This is a genomic window from Blautia caccae (assembly GCF_040095955.1).
Taxonomy (GTDB): Bacteria; Bacillota; Clostridia; order Lachnospirales; family Lachnospiraceae; genus Blautia; species Blautia celeris.
In genome coordinates, this window is sequence record NZ_JBBMFP010000020.1 from 62951 (window position 1) to 78971 (window position 16021).

The 16021-nt window shown below is 36.6% G+C and carries 25 protein-coding genes; 20 read left to right on the forward strand and 5 right to left on the reverse strand.

Going from position 1 to position 16021, the window contains the following annotated elements; genetic code table 11:
- Positions 1–76 precede the first annotated feature (76 nt).
- The 5 genes from WMO65_RS19245 to WMO65_RS19265 all read left to right on the forward strand — a co-directional run bounded on the left by WMO65_RS19245 (position 77) and on the right by WMO65_RS19265 (position 2884).
- Positions 77–451 carry a GntR family transcriptional regulator gene (locus WMO65_RS19245; protein ID WP_349064616.1) on the forward strand — a complete coding sequence of 125 codons (375 nt, stop codon included), beginning with the start codon at positions 77–79 and terminating at the stop codon, positions 449–451.
- Between the two features lie 12 nt (positions 452–463).
- A complete protein-coding gene (locus WMO65_RS19250) occupies positions 464–1324 on the forward strand; it encodes an ABC transporter ATP-binding protein (protein ID WP_349064617.1) in 861 nt (286 codons plus the stop codon).
- The gene (locus WMO65_RS19255) at positions 1321–1959 is read left to right on the forward strand and encodes an ABC-2 transporter permease (protein ID WP_349064618.1); all 639 of its coding nucleotides are present in this window, start codon (positions 1321–1323) and stop codon (positions 1957–1959) included. The genes WMO65_RS19250 and WMO65_RS19255 overlap by 4 nt, the downstream gene beginning before the upstream one ends.
- 70 nt (positions 1960–2029) lie before the next feature.
- Positions 2030–2371: a putative signal transducing protein gene (locus WMO65_RS19260; protein ID WP_349064619.1), complete on the forward strand. Its 342-nt coding sequence runs from the start codon at positions 2030–2032 to the stop codon at positions 2369–2371.
- A 123-nt stretch (positions 2372–2494) separates the two neighbouring features.
- A complete protein-coding gene (locus WMO65_RS19265; RefSeq protein ID WP_349064620.1) occupies positions 2495–2884 on the forward strand; it encodes a winged helix-turn-helix domain-containing protein in 390 nt (129 codons plus the stop codon).
- 14 nt (positions 2885–2898) lie between these two features.
- On the opposite strand, the gene WMO65_RS19270 is transcribed toward WMO65_RS19265, so the two are convergent.
- Positions 2899–4305 carry a relaxase/mobilization nuclease domain-containing protein gene (locus WMO65_RS19270; protein ID WP_349064621.1) on the reverse strand — a complete coding sequence of 469 codons (1407 nt, stop codon included), beginning with the start codon at positions 4303–4305 and terminating at the stop codon, positions 2899–2901.
- Positions 4254–4595 (reverse strand): plasmid mobilization protein, encoded by a 342-nt coding sequence (locus WMO65_RS19275; RefSeq protein WP_349064622.1) that lies wholly within the window; start codon positions 4593–4595, stop codon positions 4254–4256. The genes WMO65_RS19270 and WMO65_RS19275 overlap by 52 nt, the downstream gene beginning before the upstream one ends.
- A 425-nt stretch (positions 4596–5020) precedes the next feature.
- Between WMO65_RS19275 and WMO65_RS19280 the strand changes: the two genes are divergently transcribed.
- The 6 genes from WMO65_RS19280 to WMO65_RS19305 all read left to right on the forward strand — a co-directional run bounded on the left by WMO65_RS19280 (position 5021) and on the right by WMO65_RS19305 (position 9690).
- The gene (locus tag WMO65_RS19280) at positions 5021–5713 is read left to right on the forward strand and encodes a response regulator transcription factor (protein ID WP_349064623.1); all 693 of its coding nucleotides are present in this window, start codon (positions 5021–5023) and stop codon (positions 5711–5713) included.
- Between the two features lies 1 nt (position 5714).
- Positions 5715–6623 carry a sensor histidine kinase gene (locus tag WMO65_RS19285; RefSeq protein WP_349064624.1) on the forward strand — a complete coding sequence of 303 codons (909 nt, stop codon included), beginning with the start codon at positions 5715–5717 and terminating at the stop codon, positions 6621–6623.
- 158 nt (positions 6624–6781) lie between these two features.
- Positions 6782–7705, forward strand: a complete 924-nt coding sequence (locus WMO65_RS19290; protein WP_349064625.1) for an ABC transporter ATP-binding protein — start codon at positions 6782–6784, stop codon at positions 7703–7705.
- Positions 7617–8462, forward strand: coding sequence for an ABC transporter permease (locus tag WMO65_RS19295; protein ID WP_349064626.1), 846 nt, complete (start codon positions 7617–7619; stop codon positions 8460–8462). The genes WMO65_RS19290 and WMO65_RS19295 overlap by 89 nt, the downstream gene beginning before the upstream one ends.
- Positions 8459–9184, forward strand: coding sequence for an ABC transporter permease (locus WMO65_RS19300; RefSeq protein ID WP_349064627.1), 726 nt, complete (start codon positions 8459–8461; stop codon positions 9182–9184). Before WMO65_RS19295 ends, WMO65_RS19300 begins: the two co-directional genes overlap by 4 nt.
- A gap of 86 nt (positions 9185–9270) precedes the next feature.
- Positions 9271–9690 (forward strand): winged helix-turn-helix domain-containing protein, encoded by a 420-nt coding sequence (locus WMO65_RS19305; RefSeq protein ID WP_349064628.1) that lies wholly within the window; start codon positions 9271–9273, stop codon positions 9688–9690.
- Positions 9691–9707: 17 nt separating this feature from the next.
- Here WMO65_RS19305 and WMO65_RS19310 read toward each other — a convergent pair whose 3' ends face one another.
- The gene (locus tag WMO65_RS19310; RefSeq protein WP_349064629.1) at positions 9708–9965 is read right to left on the reverse strand and encodes a helix-turn-helix domain-containing protein; all 258 of its coding nucleotides are present in this window, start codon (positions 9963–9965) and stop codon (positions 9708–9710) included.
- A gap of 161 nt (positions 9966–10126) precedes the next feature.
- Here WMO65_RS19310 and WMO65_RS19315 point away from each other — a divergent pair, with 161 nt between their 5' ends.
- Positions 10127–10459, forward strand: a complete 333-nt coding sequence (locus WMO65_RS19315) for a hypothetical protein (protein WP_349064630.1) — start codon at positions 10127–10129, stop codon at positions 10457–10459.
- 94 nt (positions 10460–10553) lie between these two features.
- On the opposite strand, the gene WMO65_RS19320 is transcribed toward WMO65_RS19315, so the two are convergent.
- Positions 10554–10910 carry a helix-turn-helix domain-containing protein gene (locus WMO65_RS19320; protein ID WP_349064631.1) on the reverse strand — a complete coding sequence of 119 codons (357 nt, stop codon included), beginning with the start codon at positions 10908–10910 and terminating at the stop codon, positions 10554–10556.
- Between the two features lie 260 nt (positions 10911–11170).
- On the opposite strand from WMO65_RS19320, the gene WMO65_RS19325 reads away from it, so the two are divergent.
- The 7 genes from WMO65_RS19325 (at position 11171) to WMO65_RS19355 (ending at position 15267) form a co-directional block, all read left to right on the forward strand.
- Positions 11171–11464 carry a hypothetical protein gene (locus WMO65_RS19325; protein WP_349064632.1) on the forward strand — a complete coding sequence of 98 codons (294 nt, stop codon included), beginning with the start codon at positions 11171–11173 and terminating at the stop codon, positions 11462–11464.
- Positions 11442–11876 carry an RNA polymerase sigma factor gene (locus WMO65_RS19330; protein ID WP_349064633.1) on the forward strand — a complete coding sequence of 145 codons (435 nt, stop codon included), beginning with the start codon at positions 11442–11444 and terminating at the stop codon, positions 11874–11876. The genes WMO65_RS19325 and WMO65_RS19330 overlap by 23 nt, the downstream gene beginning before the upstream one ends.
- Complete coding sequence (locus WMO65_RS19335; protein ID WP_349064634.1) at positions 11863–12111, forward strand: helix-turn-helix domain-containing protein; 249 nt, start codon at positions 11863–11865, stop codon at positions 12109–12111. Before WMO65_RS19330 ends, WMO65_RS19335 begins: the two co-directional genes overlap by 14 nt.
- A gap of 444 nt (positions 12112–12555) precedes the next feature.
- Positions 12556–12750, forward strand: coding sequence for an excisionase family DNA-binding protein (locus tag WMO65_RS19340; protein WP_349064635.1), 195 nt, complete (start codon positions 12556–12558; stop codon positions 12748–12750).
- Positions 12751–12853: 103 nt separating this feature from the next.
- Positions 12854–13072, forward strand: coding sequence for a type II toxin-antitoxin system Phd/YefM family antitoxin (locus WMO65_RS19345; protein ID WP_349064636.1), 219 nt, complete (start codon positions 12854–12856; stop codon positions 13070–13072).
- Positions 13073–13158: 86 nt separating this feature from the next.
- Positions 13159–14415 (forward strand): site-specific integrase, encoded by a 1257-nt coding sequence (locus WMO65_RS19350; protein ID WP_349064637.1) that lies wholly within the window; start codon positions 13159–13161, stop codon positions 14413–14415.
- A 489-nt stretch (positions 14416–14904) separates the two neighbouring features.
- The gene (locus WMO65_RS19355) at positions 14905–15267 is read left to right on the forward strand and encodes a DUF4180 domain-containing protein (protein WP_148393690.1); all 363 of its coding nucleotides are present in this window, start codon (positions 14905–14907) and stop codon (positions 15265–15267) included.
- A gap of 51 nt (positions 15268–15318) precedes the next feature.
- Here the strand turns inward: WMO65_RS19355 and WMO65_RS19360 are convergent, their stop codons facing one another.
- Positions 15319–15627 (reverse strand): hypothetical protein, encoded by a 309-nt coding sequence (locus WMO65_RS19360; protein ID WP_148393689.1) that lies wholly within the window; start codon positions 15625–15627, stop codon positions 15319–15321.
- 113 nt (positions 15628–15740) lie between these two features.
- On the opposite strand from WMO65_RS19360, the gene WMO65_RS19365 reads away from it, so the two are divergent.
- The gene (locus WMO65_RS19365; protein ID WP_004611575.1) at positions 15741–15956 is read left to right on the forward strand and encodes a helix-turn-helix domain-containing protein; all 216 of its coding nucleotides are present in this window, start codon (positions 15741–15743) and stop codon (positions 15954–15956) included.
- Positions 15957–16021 lie beyond the last annotated feature (65 nt).

A 16021-nucleotide genomic window follows, 5' to 3' on the forward strand; every position in this document is an offset into this window, starting at 1 on the left:
AAGTGTGTATGAGTGTTATATAGTGTATATATAAGTTATGACGTGTGTATATTGAAAGGAGACGGGGTGAAATGAGGTGGAGGTAATCATAAGCACTAGCAGCAGCACACCAATATATGAACAGATAAATACTCAGATTAAAGCTATGATAGTTTCTGGAGAACTCAAAGATGAAGAGCTTCTGCCATCGGTTAGAAATTTGGCACGACAATTGCATATCAGTGTGATCACGGTAAAACGTGCTTATGAGGATTTACAAAAAGAAGGATTTATCAAAACAGTAGTTGGAAAGGGAACTTTTGTTATAGAGCAAAACAATGCCAAGACGGAAGAAATCAATTCCATGATAGAGGAGAAGTTGGATGAAGTTGTCATGCTTGCAAAGCGGAGTGGCATTAAGGTGGAAATGCTGCAGGAGATTCTTAATATGCTTTATTATGGAGAGGAATAGGAGGTTGATATTATGAGCAGTGTGATTGAATTAAAAGATGTTAGTAAATCATATCCTCACTTTGCATTAAAAAATATAAGTTTTAATGTTCCCAAAGGATGTATTGTGGGTTTGATAGGAGAAAATGGTGCAGGCAAGTCTACTACACTGAAAACCATTTTAAATATCTGTGCTGCAGATAAAGGAATGGTTAAGCTTTATGGAAAAGAGATTGGAAGTTTGTCATTATCAGATAAAGAAAATATAGGTGTAGTGTTTGATGACAGTGTATTTTTTGAGAATCTTACAGCATTTAAGCTTGAGAAAATCTTTTCAAAAATATATATGAAATGGGACAGAAATTATTATTTAGAACTTCTGACAAAATTTAATATCCCAACCGAGAAAAAAATAGGTGAATATTCAAAGGGAATGAAAACTAAGCTTTCACTTATTTGTGCATTGAGCCATCACCCTAAACTGTTGGTTATTGACGAATCACTTTCAGCCTTAGATCCGGTTATGAGAGAAGAAATGTTAGATTTATTATTGGATTTTGTATCGGATGATGAAAATGCGGTATTATTTTCCAGTCATATCGTGGAAGACTTGCAGAAGATAGCGGATTATATTGTATTTATCAATCAGGGTGAGGTGGTTTTTGAGAAAAGCAAGGATGAGCTTCTGTATGAAAATGCGATTATACGCTGCCGGGGAAATCAGTTAAATGAAATAGATAAGGGGGACATGATTGCCTTTTACAAAGATGAGAATGGTGCAGCGGTACTCATTCATAATCATACAGATACCAGGGTTAAGTATAAAAATTTATTGATAGACCAGGCAACAATTGATGAGATTATGAAGATTATGATTAAGGGGGAATTGGTATGAAAGGCTTGCTGCTGAAAGATTTTTACAATCTGAAAATTGCATTAAAAAACATATTAGTAATCATTGCAATCTTTCTGGTTTACCTTATTGTAAGACATCATGAGTTTGCAATCGCTTTGGTTCCGGTTCTGCTGAGTAGTTCCTTATTAACTACGGTTATCAATCTGGATAAGCATTCAAAATGGAATATGCTTATGATTACAGCCCCGATTCAGAAAAAGGAATTGGTTACAGAAAAATACCTGCTTCTTCTGATATTAAATATCGGCGGTGCTTTAATTGGAACAATTGTGTCTATTCCATTTATTATAACCGGAAAAGTGCAATTGGTCAGTTTTATAGATTTAACCTTGTTGGGTTGGAGCGTTGCTCTATTACAAGGAACAATTTTCCTTGCGTATACTTATCTGTTTGACAAAAACCTGCTTGAAAAGCTGGAAATCATGATGGTCGTTTCATATGTGATTTCGTTTGCGGTCATTATACCTATATATTATTTGATTCCAGAACTTTTTGGAACAAAAAATCATAGCTTAATTATTACACATTTGGCTATATTTGTTGCAATTATATTAGTTTATGGCATTTTGCAGAGAATTTCTATGAAAAAATATTTAATGAATGAGCAAGTATAAAAATACTGTTGGAAATAGAACAATTTATGGGAATCATAAAATAGTAATATTAAGAGATAGGGGTGAAATTATGATTGACGCAAAATTTGTAAAGATTATAACAGTAGATAGTTTGGCAGAGGCAGAACAGATTATTCAGTTTTTTAAGGAGAACGGAATTATAGCAATACGTCAGGGAAGTATTATGGATGTGTATTCAGGTAACTCTGTCTCAGGCGAAGATATTATGGTTGACGAAAGTCAGAAAGGAGAGGCGCAAAGCCTGTTAAAAGAGTATCAGCCAGTGAGGGTGTATACATCAGATCGCAAATTATTGAGAGCAAATTCAAATAAGACTGTTAATAAGTTATTACTTGGAATAATTATGGCGTTTATCATAATAGCCATTCTTATAATAATTTTTTTTCCATAAAATATCAGATGAGAGTCTATAAGAAGAGTGGTTTGACAAAAAAGATGATTGAAATAATTGTAAGAAGGGTGGATTTGATATGGGAAAATTATACTAATATCTTTTGAAGATAATGCAGATGAAATGGTGAAGTCGGTACTTTCTTTTTTGAACAATAAAGGGATGACGGTTAATATAGAAGATATTGAACTTGAAAATGTACTCCGTGTTTATGAATTGAGTGTTTTTTTAGATAAAAGGGAGGTGCTTCATCACGAAGAGAAAGTAGATTTAACATTTACAGAATTTGAGATACTTAAATTATTGATGCAAAACCCAGGAAAGGTGTATCGCAAAGAGGATATATATAATCTTATATGGGGTGAACCGTATTTTGGTGATTATAATATTATTATGCGGCACATTCATAATATTCGTAAAAAAATAGAGGATGATTCATACAATCCATTCTATATTCAAACGGTTTGGGGAGTAGGCTATCGGTTTAATGCTAATTTAAGCAGTGATCTATAAAGGTCACTGCTTATTTAAAGCTCAGAAAAAATAGTTGGTACAGGCATTTTTTCTAAATCTTGTGGTGAAATATTTAGATACTTTATTATATTTTCTTTGCAAAGATCTAAGTCTTTTTTCTCCTTGCAAACTGTTTTATAATCTTTAGATAATTGACTACGCTTAGCATCAAGGGTTTGATACTGTTCTTTCAGGTTTTGCAAATTCATTTGTTTCAGATTTATGCCCTTTTGTTGCAGCATACGTTCTGCACCGCCAAAAAGAATAAGTTGTGATTCGTATTTCTGAAAAAATCTCTCCTGATCTTTTGCTTTTAAATAGCGGTCATTGTATGTTTTTGTTTCCAGATATTGCTCTGCATATTTAATGATTTCAGCAAGTTGCCGGAGTTGCTGCTCTAAAGAAACAATATGGCTGTTGATTGATTTGGCCTGTTCTTTCAGAAATGTAATGCGATCATCCAGATCAGAAAAACTATGAACATTTTTGGAATACAAATAGTTATAAGTCTTAGCCGCAATTTGGAGATTTTCCTTGGCTGCCCATTTTTTTAAACCTATATTTTCTGTAAACTTGGGACTGGAATCAATATCAATAAGGCGCTGAATTTTTTTTGAGGATTGCGGGAGATCAGTGGACCGAAGTTTTTTATTGTCTATTCTTTCTTTAATCCGTTGTTTTGTATAATTACTCCCAAGCGATTTAGCACGCCCACGAATAAAGTTGTCCTGGCCAAATGGACGAAAAGCAATATATTTTCCACTACTGTTGTCCAAAGCAGTATTCTTCATTTCATATCCTTTGGCTTTCATTAGAGCCAGAAATTCTTCATAGTTGGAAGATGCTTTTATGGATTGGTTAATGTCTTTGCGAAGCTTTGCTTTCCAACTGTTTTGATTTCTATTTTCAGACCATTCTTTATATTTCATTCCCCGACAGTTGTTTGTGTCTATTACTGATAGGTTATGTTCTCGGCATAGATCATCACTAAGATTCCGGATACACCAGTAACTTTTTTTGCAATCATGGTAATGATTAAATTGAAGATTGTCTACCGCACAAAAGATAATGTGGTTATGCACATGGCCTTTGTCAATGTGTGTAGTGAGAACATAAGAATATTTTCCGCCCAGTAATTTGTCAGCCAACTCTTTTCCTATGGCATGAGCCTCCTCAAAGGAAACTTCACCGGGAGAAAAAGCCTGGATTAAATGAAAGGCTTTGTTTTCTTTTTCATCCTTTTTTATGCTGTTAAAATCATTGGCGTGATCAAGTGTATATTTAAAATCATAAGCGGCAGTTTCAGCGGCACAAGCAAAAGAAGAGATGTAAATACTCTCATCAGTTTTTTCAGGATTGCAGATATAATCTATTGCCTTATTAACGGTTGCTTTGATAGGATGGATTTTTGTGTATGCCATATTTGATTCATCAACTCCTTTATATCTTCCATGTCTTTTTTGTAAATGGTATTAGTAGTATTTACTCTTTTAGCAATTTGATTTAAGTTACCACTGATATTTCCCAAGAGTGCGTTCATTTTCCGAAGACTTGAATAATCTACATCGTATACAAACCCATAGAGAACCAGCTTTCGGAGAAACGCAGATTTGCTTTTCATTCTGGAGAGCCGGAATTTTTCATCCAGTATGTATTGTTCATCATCGTTTAGATGAAATTCATTACGATGTGTTCGTGATCTGTTGGCCATGGTAAGGCTACCTCCTTAAATTTGGGTACAAAAAAACTGCTGTAACTTGTTCGGTTTACAACAGTTCGTTTATTTTGTATTCGGTTGTTTGGGCAAAAATGTCCATAGCAAATTGTAGCAAAAATAATGGAAAAGGTCAAGGTGATAAGAAGAAAAATACAGAGGGCAAGGGATACTTCCCTATATAAATTTGTTCATGGCAGGCCGGAGGGCGCAATGGCAAATTTGGGCCTGTGTCCGGACACAGGCAGTGCTTGCTATTACTCTCAAAAATAGGTTCTATGCCTAAAAGGAGAGGAAAAGTATCCTTTGATATTATACGATCCGGGGAGCTGAGGAAAGAAAAAACTGGCATTGAGGCTAGAATGGGTGTATAATGATACAAAATTTTTAAGCATAGATTGATAGAAATAGGAAGAAGTGAAATGGTGGATAAGATATTAATTGTAGATGATGACCAGGATTTATTAAAAATATTAGAAAGCTGTATGAAGGATAAATATGAGGTTGATACCGCATGGAATGGTGATTTGGCGCTGAATTTACTTGGAAAGAAAAGGTATTCCCTGGTACTGTTGGACATCATGCTTCCTGGTGCAGATGGATTTTCTATTCTGAAAAGAATCCGGGAAAATTACGCAGTGCCGGTTATTTTGCTGACCGCAAAGAATTCTCAGTCCGATAAAGTCAGCGGCTTATATATAGGCGCAGATGATTACATTACAAAACCATTTGACATAAAGGAACTTCTGGCAAGGGTAGCTTCGCAGATTCGACGTAACACCGTTCTCAACAACGGTCTGTCTAAAATGGAAGAATTAAAGTATCCCAATATTACAATTTCCCCGGCAAGTAAAGCGGTGCGTACAAAAGACAGGGAGATATTTCTGACAGGAAAAGAATTTGATGTCCTGTATTTCCTGGCGGCAACACCTCGGCATGTTTATACAAAGAAACAGATTTATAAAGCCGTTTGGCAGGAGGATTATGTATACGATGATGATAATATTATGGCAGTCATCAGTAAAATAAGAAAAAAGATAGAAGTCAACCCGGCCACCCCGGAGTTTATCTGTACGATAAGAGGTGTTGGATACCGGTTCGATGGGGGGATTTGAGATGCTCTATATTATTATTGTACTGGCAGCTGTCTGTTTCGGTCTGTCAGTGATTCTGATAAAAGTCTGTTGGCAAATAAAAGAAATCAATAAAGTTTTGGATGATATCCAAAGCGGAAATATGGACAGGCGGCTTGTAATCAGTAGGCAGTCATTTCTTGCGGATACATGCTATAAGATCAATGAAATCATGATGAAGAATAAAGAACGGGTGATAGATGCTGAAAGGAATAATCTGAGAAACGACAGGCTGATGACTTGCCTGTCACATGATATCAGGACCCCATTAACTTCAATCATCGGTTATCTGGATGCTATTCACTACCAATTCATTCATGGGGAAAACAGTGTAGAATTTGTCGAGACAGCCCGGGAAAAAGCATATATCCTGAAGCAGTATATTGATGATTTGTTTCAGTGGTTCAAAATACATTCAAAAGATGAAAGGGCAGAATTGGAATCCATAGACATTGTTGAGGGGGCCAGGGCTGTCTATGCGAACTGGATAGAGGAATTGGAGAATCATCACATTTTCTATGAGCTGACTACAGATAAGGATGAACTTTATGCAATAGCGGATAAAGTATTCCTGGAACGTGTGCTTAATAATCTGATTAAAAATGCGCTTGTTCATAGTGGGGGGACACGGATATGGATAGAAATATCAGATGAGGAGAAATATGTAAGCATCAAGGTAAAAGATAATGGAAAAGGGATTTCAGCAGATGACATTCCATACATATTTGACCGGCTATACAAAAATGACACCTCCAGGAACCAGACGGGAAGCGGCCTGGGCCTGACAATTACCAGGGAACTTGTATTGCTGCAGAAAGGAAAGATATCTGTGCAATCTGTTCAAAACCAGGGTACTGCATTCGTGGTGGAATTGCCTAAAGAGTTGGATTAAGAGAATACTATTTGACAACTGCTCGTCTTGTTTGGAGAGGGCAGTTTTTTTATGGATTTTTTGCAAGGTTTCTTTAAGGTTATACAGCGAAAAGTCTGGTATGATAAAAGGAATGAAAGATGAGTGAAAAGATACTGGTTTAGAAAGGAACATAGACTATGGATGGATTTCTGATTGAAACAGAAGGGCTTACCAAGTATTTTGGTGAAACGCCTGCAATAAAAGATGTTGATTTGCATGTCAAAAAAGGGGAGATATATGGCCTCCTTGGAAGAAATGGAGCTGGCAAAACAACGATTATGAAGATGCTTCTAGGGCTGACGAAGGCAACAAAAGGGACGATTCAGCTTTTTAATAAACCTTTTGAAAAACCAGAAAAAAGCATCTTGAACCGGATTGGCGCTATGATTGAAACACCGGGTTTTTATCCGAATCTGACAGCTACAGAGAACCTTGAAATTTTGGCAAGCCTGCGGGGAGTCATACATAAAGATGCGGTAAAAAGGAGCCTGGAACAAGTAGGTCTTTCTTACAAAGACAGGAAACTATATGCAGAGTATTCTCTTGGCATGAAACAAAGAGTAGGGATTGCGGCTGCAATCATTCACGATCCGGAACTTCTGATACTGGATGAGCCGGTGAATGGCCTGGATCCTATCGGTGTAGCAGAGATGAGGGATTTTCTGAAAAGGCTTACAGGGGAATACGGGAAGACAATCTTAATTTCCAGCCACATCCTGTCAGAAATTGACCTAATGGCAGACCAGATTGGCATTATTCACGCAGGCCTTTTGCTGGAGGAGCGAAACTACCGGGAACTGAAGGAACAGAATATGCAGTTTATATCATTAAAAGCAGAACCATTACAAAGGGTAATACAACTCATAGATGAGAAACTTAGGGTTAAGGAATACCAGGTCAAAGAGGATGGTACAATTCAAATCTTTAACACTGAAATCAAGACGAAACAGATCGTGAAGGTTCTTGCAGAAAATGGTGTATTTGTGGACGAAGTTTGCAGACATAGCGATACCCTGGAGGACTATTTTAAGAAGATCACCGGAGGAGAAGGAATTGCTTAAACTATACTGGAATGAATTGAAAAAAATGAAACGTCAGAAAACGGTCAGAATCATCAGTCTGATTGGAATACTTTTGCCAGCTTTTTGTACGGTACTGTGCATAAACAGCAATTATAGATTCCGGAATCTGGTCAGTATGAATGTAGAATTTGGCAGTTTTTTGATTGCTCCATTTATTTTCTCTGTTTTGCTGCTTACCTTATTTACGTTAGAAGAACAAAATGATACGTTGAAAAACATTCTGACAATCGGAATCTCACAGCATAAGCTTTTTCTTGTAAAGATGGTGGCGGCTTTGACGTTTGTTGTTTTATTTGCAGTAATCAATACGGTTTATACCATGATTGGCGGGATATTTCTTAAAAATTATACGCCTGATTTTTTAAGGGTATTTGGAATCCTGCTTATTACTATGTCAGCGTCTGTTGCCGGGACAATGCCAGTAGTTTTGGTCATTGCCTTACTACGAAAAAAAGATTTAATTGCAATGATTGCAGTAAATTGTTTTGTGCTTGTAAATTTTCTGTTTATGTGGCAGATTTCCATGCTGCACTGCCTGAATTTACATTTCCCAATACTAATTGCATATAGAATTACGTATCCAATCAGTATACTGGAATATACAGAAAATCTTCAGATGGGGTTGAATGCATTATATTACCCAACCGGTAAAGGCATTTTTATTTTGGCTATGACAGTCATCATATCCATTGTGCTTGGAATAGAAATATGTAAGCGACAGGAGGTATCACGGTGATATTACTGATTAAGGCAGAATTAAAAAAGATAAAACGGATGAGGATTACTTATGTTGGATATATCAGTATTCTCTTGTCAGCTGTCATTACTTCAATCCAGACTTTTACTATGAGTGATGGGACAGTCACATTTGCGGATTTTACAGACATGTACCTATATAATAACGCATTACTTTTTTATCCATTCACCATAGCTTTGATTGGGGGCTATATTATAAACAGAGAGTATGTATTGGACAGTCTGAAGAATTTGCTTGTCATTCCAGTAAGGTGGTGTGACATAGTAAAAGCAAAGGTTTTCATATTGATTCTGCTTGCTGTTAACTTTAGCCTGGTGTCGGCCATTCTATCCGGGATTATTTGTCTGGTCTTAAAAAGCCCGGACTTAACAATCTTTTTGTTTTTTAGGACGATTTTTTGCTTTTTGATTTTTGGAATCAGTATTTGTGTAGGAATATTGCCGATTGTACTGTGGTTTTCAAAAGTAAGAGGTAAATATATCTGGGGAAGCATTTTAGCTGCACTATTAGGAGTGACAAGTGTTTTTGTGGTCAACGGGAAACTGGTGAATTGGCATCCAGTGACCTATTGCTTTACATTTGTCTCCAGCCGACTAACAGTTACGGCAAAATACGGGATTATCATGTCTTGTATGGCATTTATAATCTATGCATTGCTGTCCTTTTTGATATATTTGTTGATTTATAAGAGGAGAAAATAACGGCTATTTTTGCAACAGATTATTAGTTACTTAAATTTGTTGATAAGTAGAATAAAAAGAGTGGGGGGATTATTATTGGAAAAATATTGGTACTATGGTTTGATGATGTAGAGGACGATGTATTAAAAGACATTTTAGAAACAGTAAATAATGCAAAAGATAATAACAATATTAAAGACATAATAAATTATAAGATAAAAATTCAAGACTTGGAGATAGATTTGATACAACATCAGGTATATAAAGGGGGATTGGAGATTGCTCTGACATATACGGAGTTTGAGATACTTATTCTTTTGGCAAAACACCCAGGCAAGGTATTCAGCAAAGAGAAAATTTACGATACCATTTGGAAGGAACCATATTATGGTGATTACAACATCATTATGAGCCATATTCGCAACATTCGGGAAAAAATAGAGGACGATCCCAGTAAACCTGTCTATATACAGACAGTATGGGGAGTGGGCTATCGGTTCAACAAAAATGTAAGCAGTGGTCTGTAAAGATAACGGATCACTGCTTATCTTTTTTCTGTCCGTCCGACAAGATATTCCAAGGAGACTTTGAAAAAGTCTGCTATGGCAACAACCTCATAATCAGGTACAAATCTTGTGCCTTGCTCAATTCTTAGAATAGTTAAATCGTTAAAATCATATCCACAGAGCTGGAGCTGTTCAGCCAGGGCCTTTTGAGAAAGGTTACGCTCTGTTCTCAATTCTCTAACACGTTTCCCTATAATGTTTTTTGAGTTCGTTTCTTTGTTCCAGTAAATTTTCATTTGATTCCTCTTGCACTTTCTAAAGATGAAGTATCTGTTATTGATTTTACGGAATAAAATTGTTAACATACTTCTAAAGATGAAGTGATGCAAAATATTTTTGGATGATAAATCCGGATGTATTGGCAGATACTTACTGAAAGAGAAAGGTGGAAATAACAATGAATGAGGTTTATGAGGCAGTGGCTGCATTTCTTGAGGAATTGAGATGCGATTCTATGGAGAGGGAATACGCTGTAGATTCAGAAGATATACAGCAGGCAGATTCTGAATTAAAAGAGGCAAATGAGGATTTTCACAGGTATTTGTCACGACTCGCACGGAAAGATAAAGAGTACCTTGAAAGGTATATGGAAATTGTAGATCATAGCCATTTTATGGAGGAGCAGCGAGCGTATTACCAGGGAATCGTAGATGGAATCCAGATGATAGGTGGACTTGGACTTATCAAAGAAAGTAAAAATGTGGAACAATTACTTAAAAAAATAAAGTGAGAAAAAGCAGGTGGTATGTCCGGCGGCATACCACCTGTTAAAATTCAGAAATATTCAGATTTTCTCGAAAAGAAATTCAGATTTCTCTGTTATTCTATTGCGTGGGTTTTTTGTAAGTCCGAAGATAGGCTTCCACGATAGCCAAAATAGTGGTTATTTGGTCAGCGGAACATTGTGACAAATAAACTTGAAGGCGTTTGTAGTCCAGGTTTTCTGCAGGGGCATCCGAATAGAAAAACGGATCAGCAGAAATATTCAATGCACGGATTATCTGTTTAAACTTATAAAGACTTGGTACATTTCCATGGTTCTCGATTTCCTTTATGTACCGATCAGAAACGCCGGATTTTTCTGATAATTCGTCATATGTCAATCGTTGTTCTGTTCTTGCCTTCTTCAAGCGCAATCCCATTTCTTTATCAATTCTTACGGTTCTCTTTTGTGTGGGCATAATATTCACCTCCAAATATAGTGTATAGTTCACTTGATTGAAAGGAAATGAAAGTATAGCTCACTAAAAAGAACGTGTATAGTTCATAATAGCAATAAAGAGCCTTGGATAATGCATTAAAAAAAACGCATGATTCAAAGGTTTTTTTGTGTACATTTTTTCTTTTCCTTTGGATGCGTTGGGAGGCTTATGGATTCCACACACTTCAAAGGATTTTTTTATATGAAAAGTGTTCAGAGATTTTTAGAAGGATGGAGGAGATGCAAATAAGCAGATTCTTCCCGGCTGGAACAAAATCCACCCTTGTTAGTGAACTATACACCTCTGCGGCGAACGTGAAAAATGAAATAGCAGATATAAATAGCGTCCGATGGGCAAAGTGCCTGTCTGGACGCTTTTTGTATACAGAAATATTTTTCAAAAATATTTCAGCAGACCCGAACATCCGGGGTCTGCCAATCGGGATAAGGGCGAAAGGGGAAATAAGAATTTCGCTCATAACTGATTGGGACGGGAAGGAGGTGAACTCTAATGGAGCAAATTTCTTCCCGTAAAAAAACAATCCAGCATCAGTTTGACAGGATATGCAAACTGGCATTGAAAGGCGAAGTTGCAGATTACTACAAGCATTTGGAATATCTGCAGAAACATGAACGGATGCTGTCTGAGCTGTCAAAGAAGGAGTTGGGCAAACTATTTATCATGGATGAGTATGATGTAGAGAATTACTGTTTTCAAGTGCTTGGATACGATATTGAAGTAAAAGATGCCTTAATTGCAGAAGCGTTGCAGTCGCTGACAGAAAAAAAGCGAAACGTGATCCTGCTGTCATATTTTATGGAAATGAGTGATGCGGAGATAGCCAGAGAAATGAACCTGGTACGCAGCACTGTCCATGAACATAGGAAACGCTCGCTCGAATTACTGAAAAATATAATGGAGGGAAATACAGATGAGGAAGAATGATAAGCTGGAAAACGAAGCTGATTTATTGCCTTTCCATATTATAGAGGCAGCTTCGGAGGGTGATGTTGTGGCAATCAACATGGTGCTGAAGCATTATGAAGGTTACATAGCAAAACTGGCAACCAGGAAATTTATCGACGAATACGGGCAGGTACATTACTGTGTGGATGAGACTTTGCGTCGGCGTTTGGAAACTAAGCTGATTACCAAGATTTTAGAATTTAAAGTAGCATAACATACCGCTTCTTTCCTCCCCCTTTCAGGAAGTCAAAAAGAAGTTATGCATTGAACCTTGACAACTGAATATGGATAATCCTGCAAGACGTATGGGGCAGTTAAGCCGTGTAATAAATACGCCAGGACTACCTGTCCATGTACTTCCCGACAAGTTGTCGTGAAGTGACATGGATTGTAAACGAAGAAATGCTGAATCGGGTATTGAAGTAAAGGTACGAGCGAGATCTATTGGATTACAGGCAGAGGTAGGAACTTTGTGGCGATGATGCTGCCTTTAATAATGATACTTCCGGCAGAAGTCCGGTCTGGAGAAGATGGTGCGATTCCAATGTGGGCCTTTCCTAGAGGCTGCTTGCAGGATTTATTTTGATGCCTGCCAATAAAAAGGCATCTATGATGAGATGTTTTTTTATTGGTAGGCATAAAGGCAGGAGGAATGTAATTGGAATATGAAAAAACACTAATGACTGTTGATGAATTTTGCAATTATGTAGGAATTGGGAAAACAAAGGCAAGAGAACTAATATCCAACCCTAATTGCAAATATGTCGTCCGTATTGGACGAAGAGTCTTTATTCATAAAGAATTATTCGATGAGGAATTGAAGAAAAATGCAAAATTTCAATTAAAAATGTAATTATCTATAGAAGATTGTTCTTTCACAACTTAAAATCACATAAAAACTAGACTTGAAAACGTGACATAATTGTGCTACAATAAAACATGAAGGAGATGAGAAAATGCCGAAAATTATTCCAATTAGAGAATTGCGAGATACCAATGCCATGTCGGAAATGTGTCATAATACGGATGAACCCGTTTTTATTACTAAAAATGGATATGGAGACATGGTGATTATGAGTTTAGAAACTTTTGAGAAGAACTCTGGTATGAGTGATTTTTACAGTGATATAAAATTCAGCAAGGGAAAGTATTCAGATTTGAAAGAAAAAAAGTAGGCATTGATCATAGTGTGATTTTAAGATTGCTGATAGTTTGAACTTTTCAGGATTGTGGAAGAAACAATTGTGAAAGGATTAGAATTATGGGTAAGAATCTTAAGGGTAAAGAGTTAGGTAAGGGTATATCTCAGCGGCCAGATGGCAGGTATATGGGGCGTGCGCAAGTTGAAGGACATCCTATAGTCCTGTATGACTGGAAGTTAAAAGAGTTGAAGCAAAAGTTGGCAATAGCCATTGATGAAGCCAAAAGAAGTAATCTGTTACCAGGTATGGATGGCAAGTCAATTACTTTAAATGAATGGTTTGAAGAATGGTATGCTAAATACAAAGCACCTACGTTGAAAGACGGCGGTTCGCCATCATATAAACGGAAGTTTGTGAATTATTATGGTGTGCGTATTGGAACAAAGGCATTGTCAGATATTCGTCAGCTTCATGTTCAGACAGCCATTGCAGATATGTTAGAGGCAGGAAGATCTTCAAAATCCGTTCGTGATGCAACAGGTGTTCTTCAAAATTGTATAGAAGCGGCAATTGCAAATGGATTGATGAATCTTAATCCGGTCGTGGGAGTGGTTATACCAAAGTGCGAAAAGGTTGAAAGAAGAGTATTGACTGCAGAAGAGCAGGAAATATTTATTGATTACCTTGAAAGAACTAAGAGTTGGTATGAAGAGATGTATAAGTTTATGCTGCTCACAGGTCTGAGAGTAGGTGAAGTGGGTGGGCTTCAATGGGAGGATATAGATTTTGCCAATAGGTTAATCTATGTGAAACGAACTTTGTCCTATCAGTATGAGGATGGGGTCAAGACAATGAAGCTGACATCACCGAAAACAGAAAATTCTGTAAGAAAAGTACCGTTTTTTGGAGAAACGCAAAGCATACTTGAACGCCAGTTTGAAAAGGTGAAAAGAAAACGCTTGGACTTGGGACAGCGTTGGAGACAGCCGAAAGAGTTGGGCAATTTGGTATTCTTGACTTCTATGGGTTCGCCTATCGGAAGATACAGTGTAGAGAGTGATATGAGGCAAATAACAAATCAAATCAATGATATGTTACGAACAGAAGCCTTATACACAGGGGGGATACCAAAGAAATTTGAAAGAGTGCATCCACACGCATTGCGTCATACCTTTGCCACTCGATGTTTTGAGAAAGGTATGAAACCGAGAACGGTACAAGAAATTATGGGACACGCAAATTATAATACTACAGTTTCTTATACACACGTTTTAGACGATATTAAGATTCAGGAAGCAGAACGTGTGGGGAACTTTTTAGAAAACAAGAAGAATACAGAAACGAGTGAGTATGACCATCTACTTGGGATTATTTGATGGTTATTCGTACTCAACAAAATTGAGTAAAATACATGAGGAAAATGCTACCTTATTTAGTTTGACAATCTCTGCAAATGCAGAGTTTATAAGGAAAATCGCTATTTCCATAAAGTGCTTTGCTATGAAACTTTGCGAAGCAGATGGGACAGTAATTTATCAATCGTAGGACTGATAAAAAGCGAATTAAATAGCGTATTTAAGCGGTTTCTAGCTATTTTGACAAGTGTTATAAACTACTGTAAAATCTCACAAAATATCGTGCTATTTTGGGTACAGATTGGGTAGAGTATTGGGTAAAGAAATTTACCCAACCTCTTAACGAGGAATTTACTTGTTGTTTAAAAATAGAAAGGGAACGCTGTGAATGATGGGGGCATATTGTGTAAGTACAATATGTCCTTAAATTTTTGAGAAAAGTAATGCTAAAGACTAGGAAATATGATAGAATGGCAGAAATAAACAAATAAGAATTTCGGAGGTAGAAAAATGAAAGTTACTAAAATTGAAAGAAATGGCACTATTTGTGCGCTTATTGATAGTGATGACTTGGTTATTACGGACACGCAATCTGCTTTAGATGTACTTATGACTGCAAAATATGATGTCGGAACAGAAAACATTATTATTGATAAAAAACTGATTATTGAAGATTTCTTTATTCTCAGTAAGGGTCTTGCGGGAGAGATTTTGCAGAAATATGTGAATTATGGTGGTCGTATTGCAATTTTTGGAGATTATTCGCACTATACAAGTAAGCCACTAAAGGACTTCATGTATGAAAGTAATAATGGCAAGGATGTATTTTTTGTTGCTACAAAGGAAGAAGCGGTTGATATGCTGACACAGTAACTTCCAGTTTGTAGCAGACAGTTTTTTGATAGGACTGTCTGCTTTTCCTTTTCAATCATAATTGATAGTAGTAGTATAAAATGGTTCATATCCATTGTGAAAAGACCATTTAGAGTGATATAGATTGATTGTAAGAGTAGTAGGAGTTCCGTTGATTTGGTTATGTTCTGCTTCGATTTCCGCTACCACTTCATCGGTATTCCAGTATTGATATACGATAACTTGCAATTCGGTATCACGATTAGCTCCATTGCTGAATGACATACTGTTAAATACAAGATAATCGGGCAAGCTAATGTAATAGAGAATACCTGCAAGCAAGATTAGAATAATAGCGACAAATAACAATTTCTTTTTCATTTTGACATACCTCTGTTTCTATATAGTTATAGGGATAACTATATAGTACCTCACTATATAGTGAATTACTACATAAAGATTTATTGAATATACTTTTATGTAGAGGTGAGGAAATGAAGTATGGACATTTGGAACTTCACATAGAGGAACTGTTGAAAGAAAAAGGAATTAGTAAGAATACCATTTGTAAGGAATTGGATATACCGAGGTCTAACTTTAATCGTTATTGCAGAAATGAATTTCAAAGATTAGACGCACAACTAATCTGTAAACTGTGCAGTTACTTGGATTGTGGAATAGAAGAATTGATAGAGTATGTGAAAGAATGAGAGCCTGTCGGATTGAAGAAAATTCGTGCAGGCTTTTGTTATGTCAAGAAAAAGAGAAAACGTAG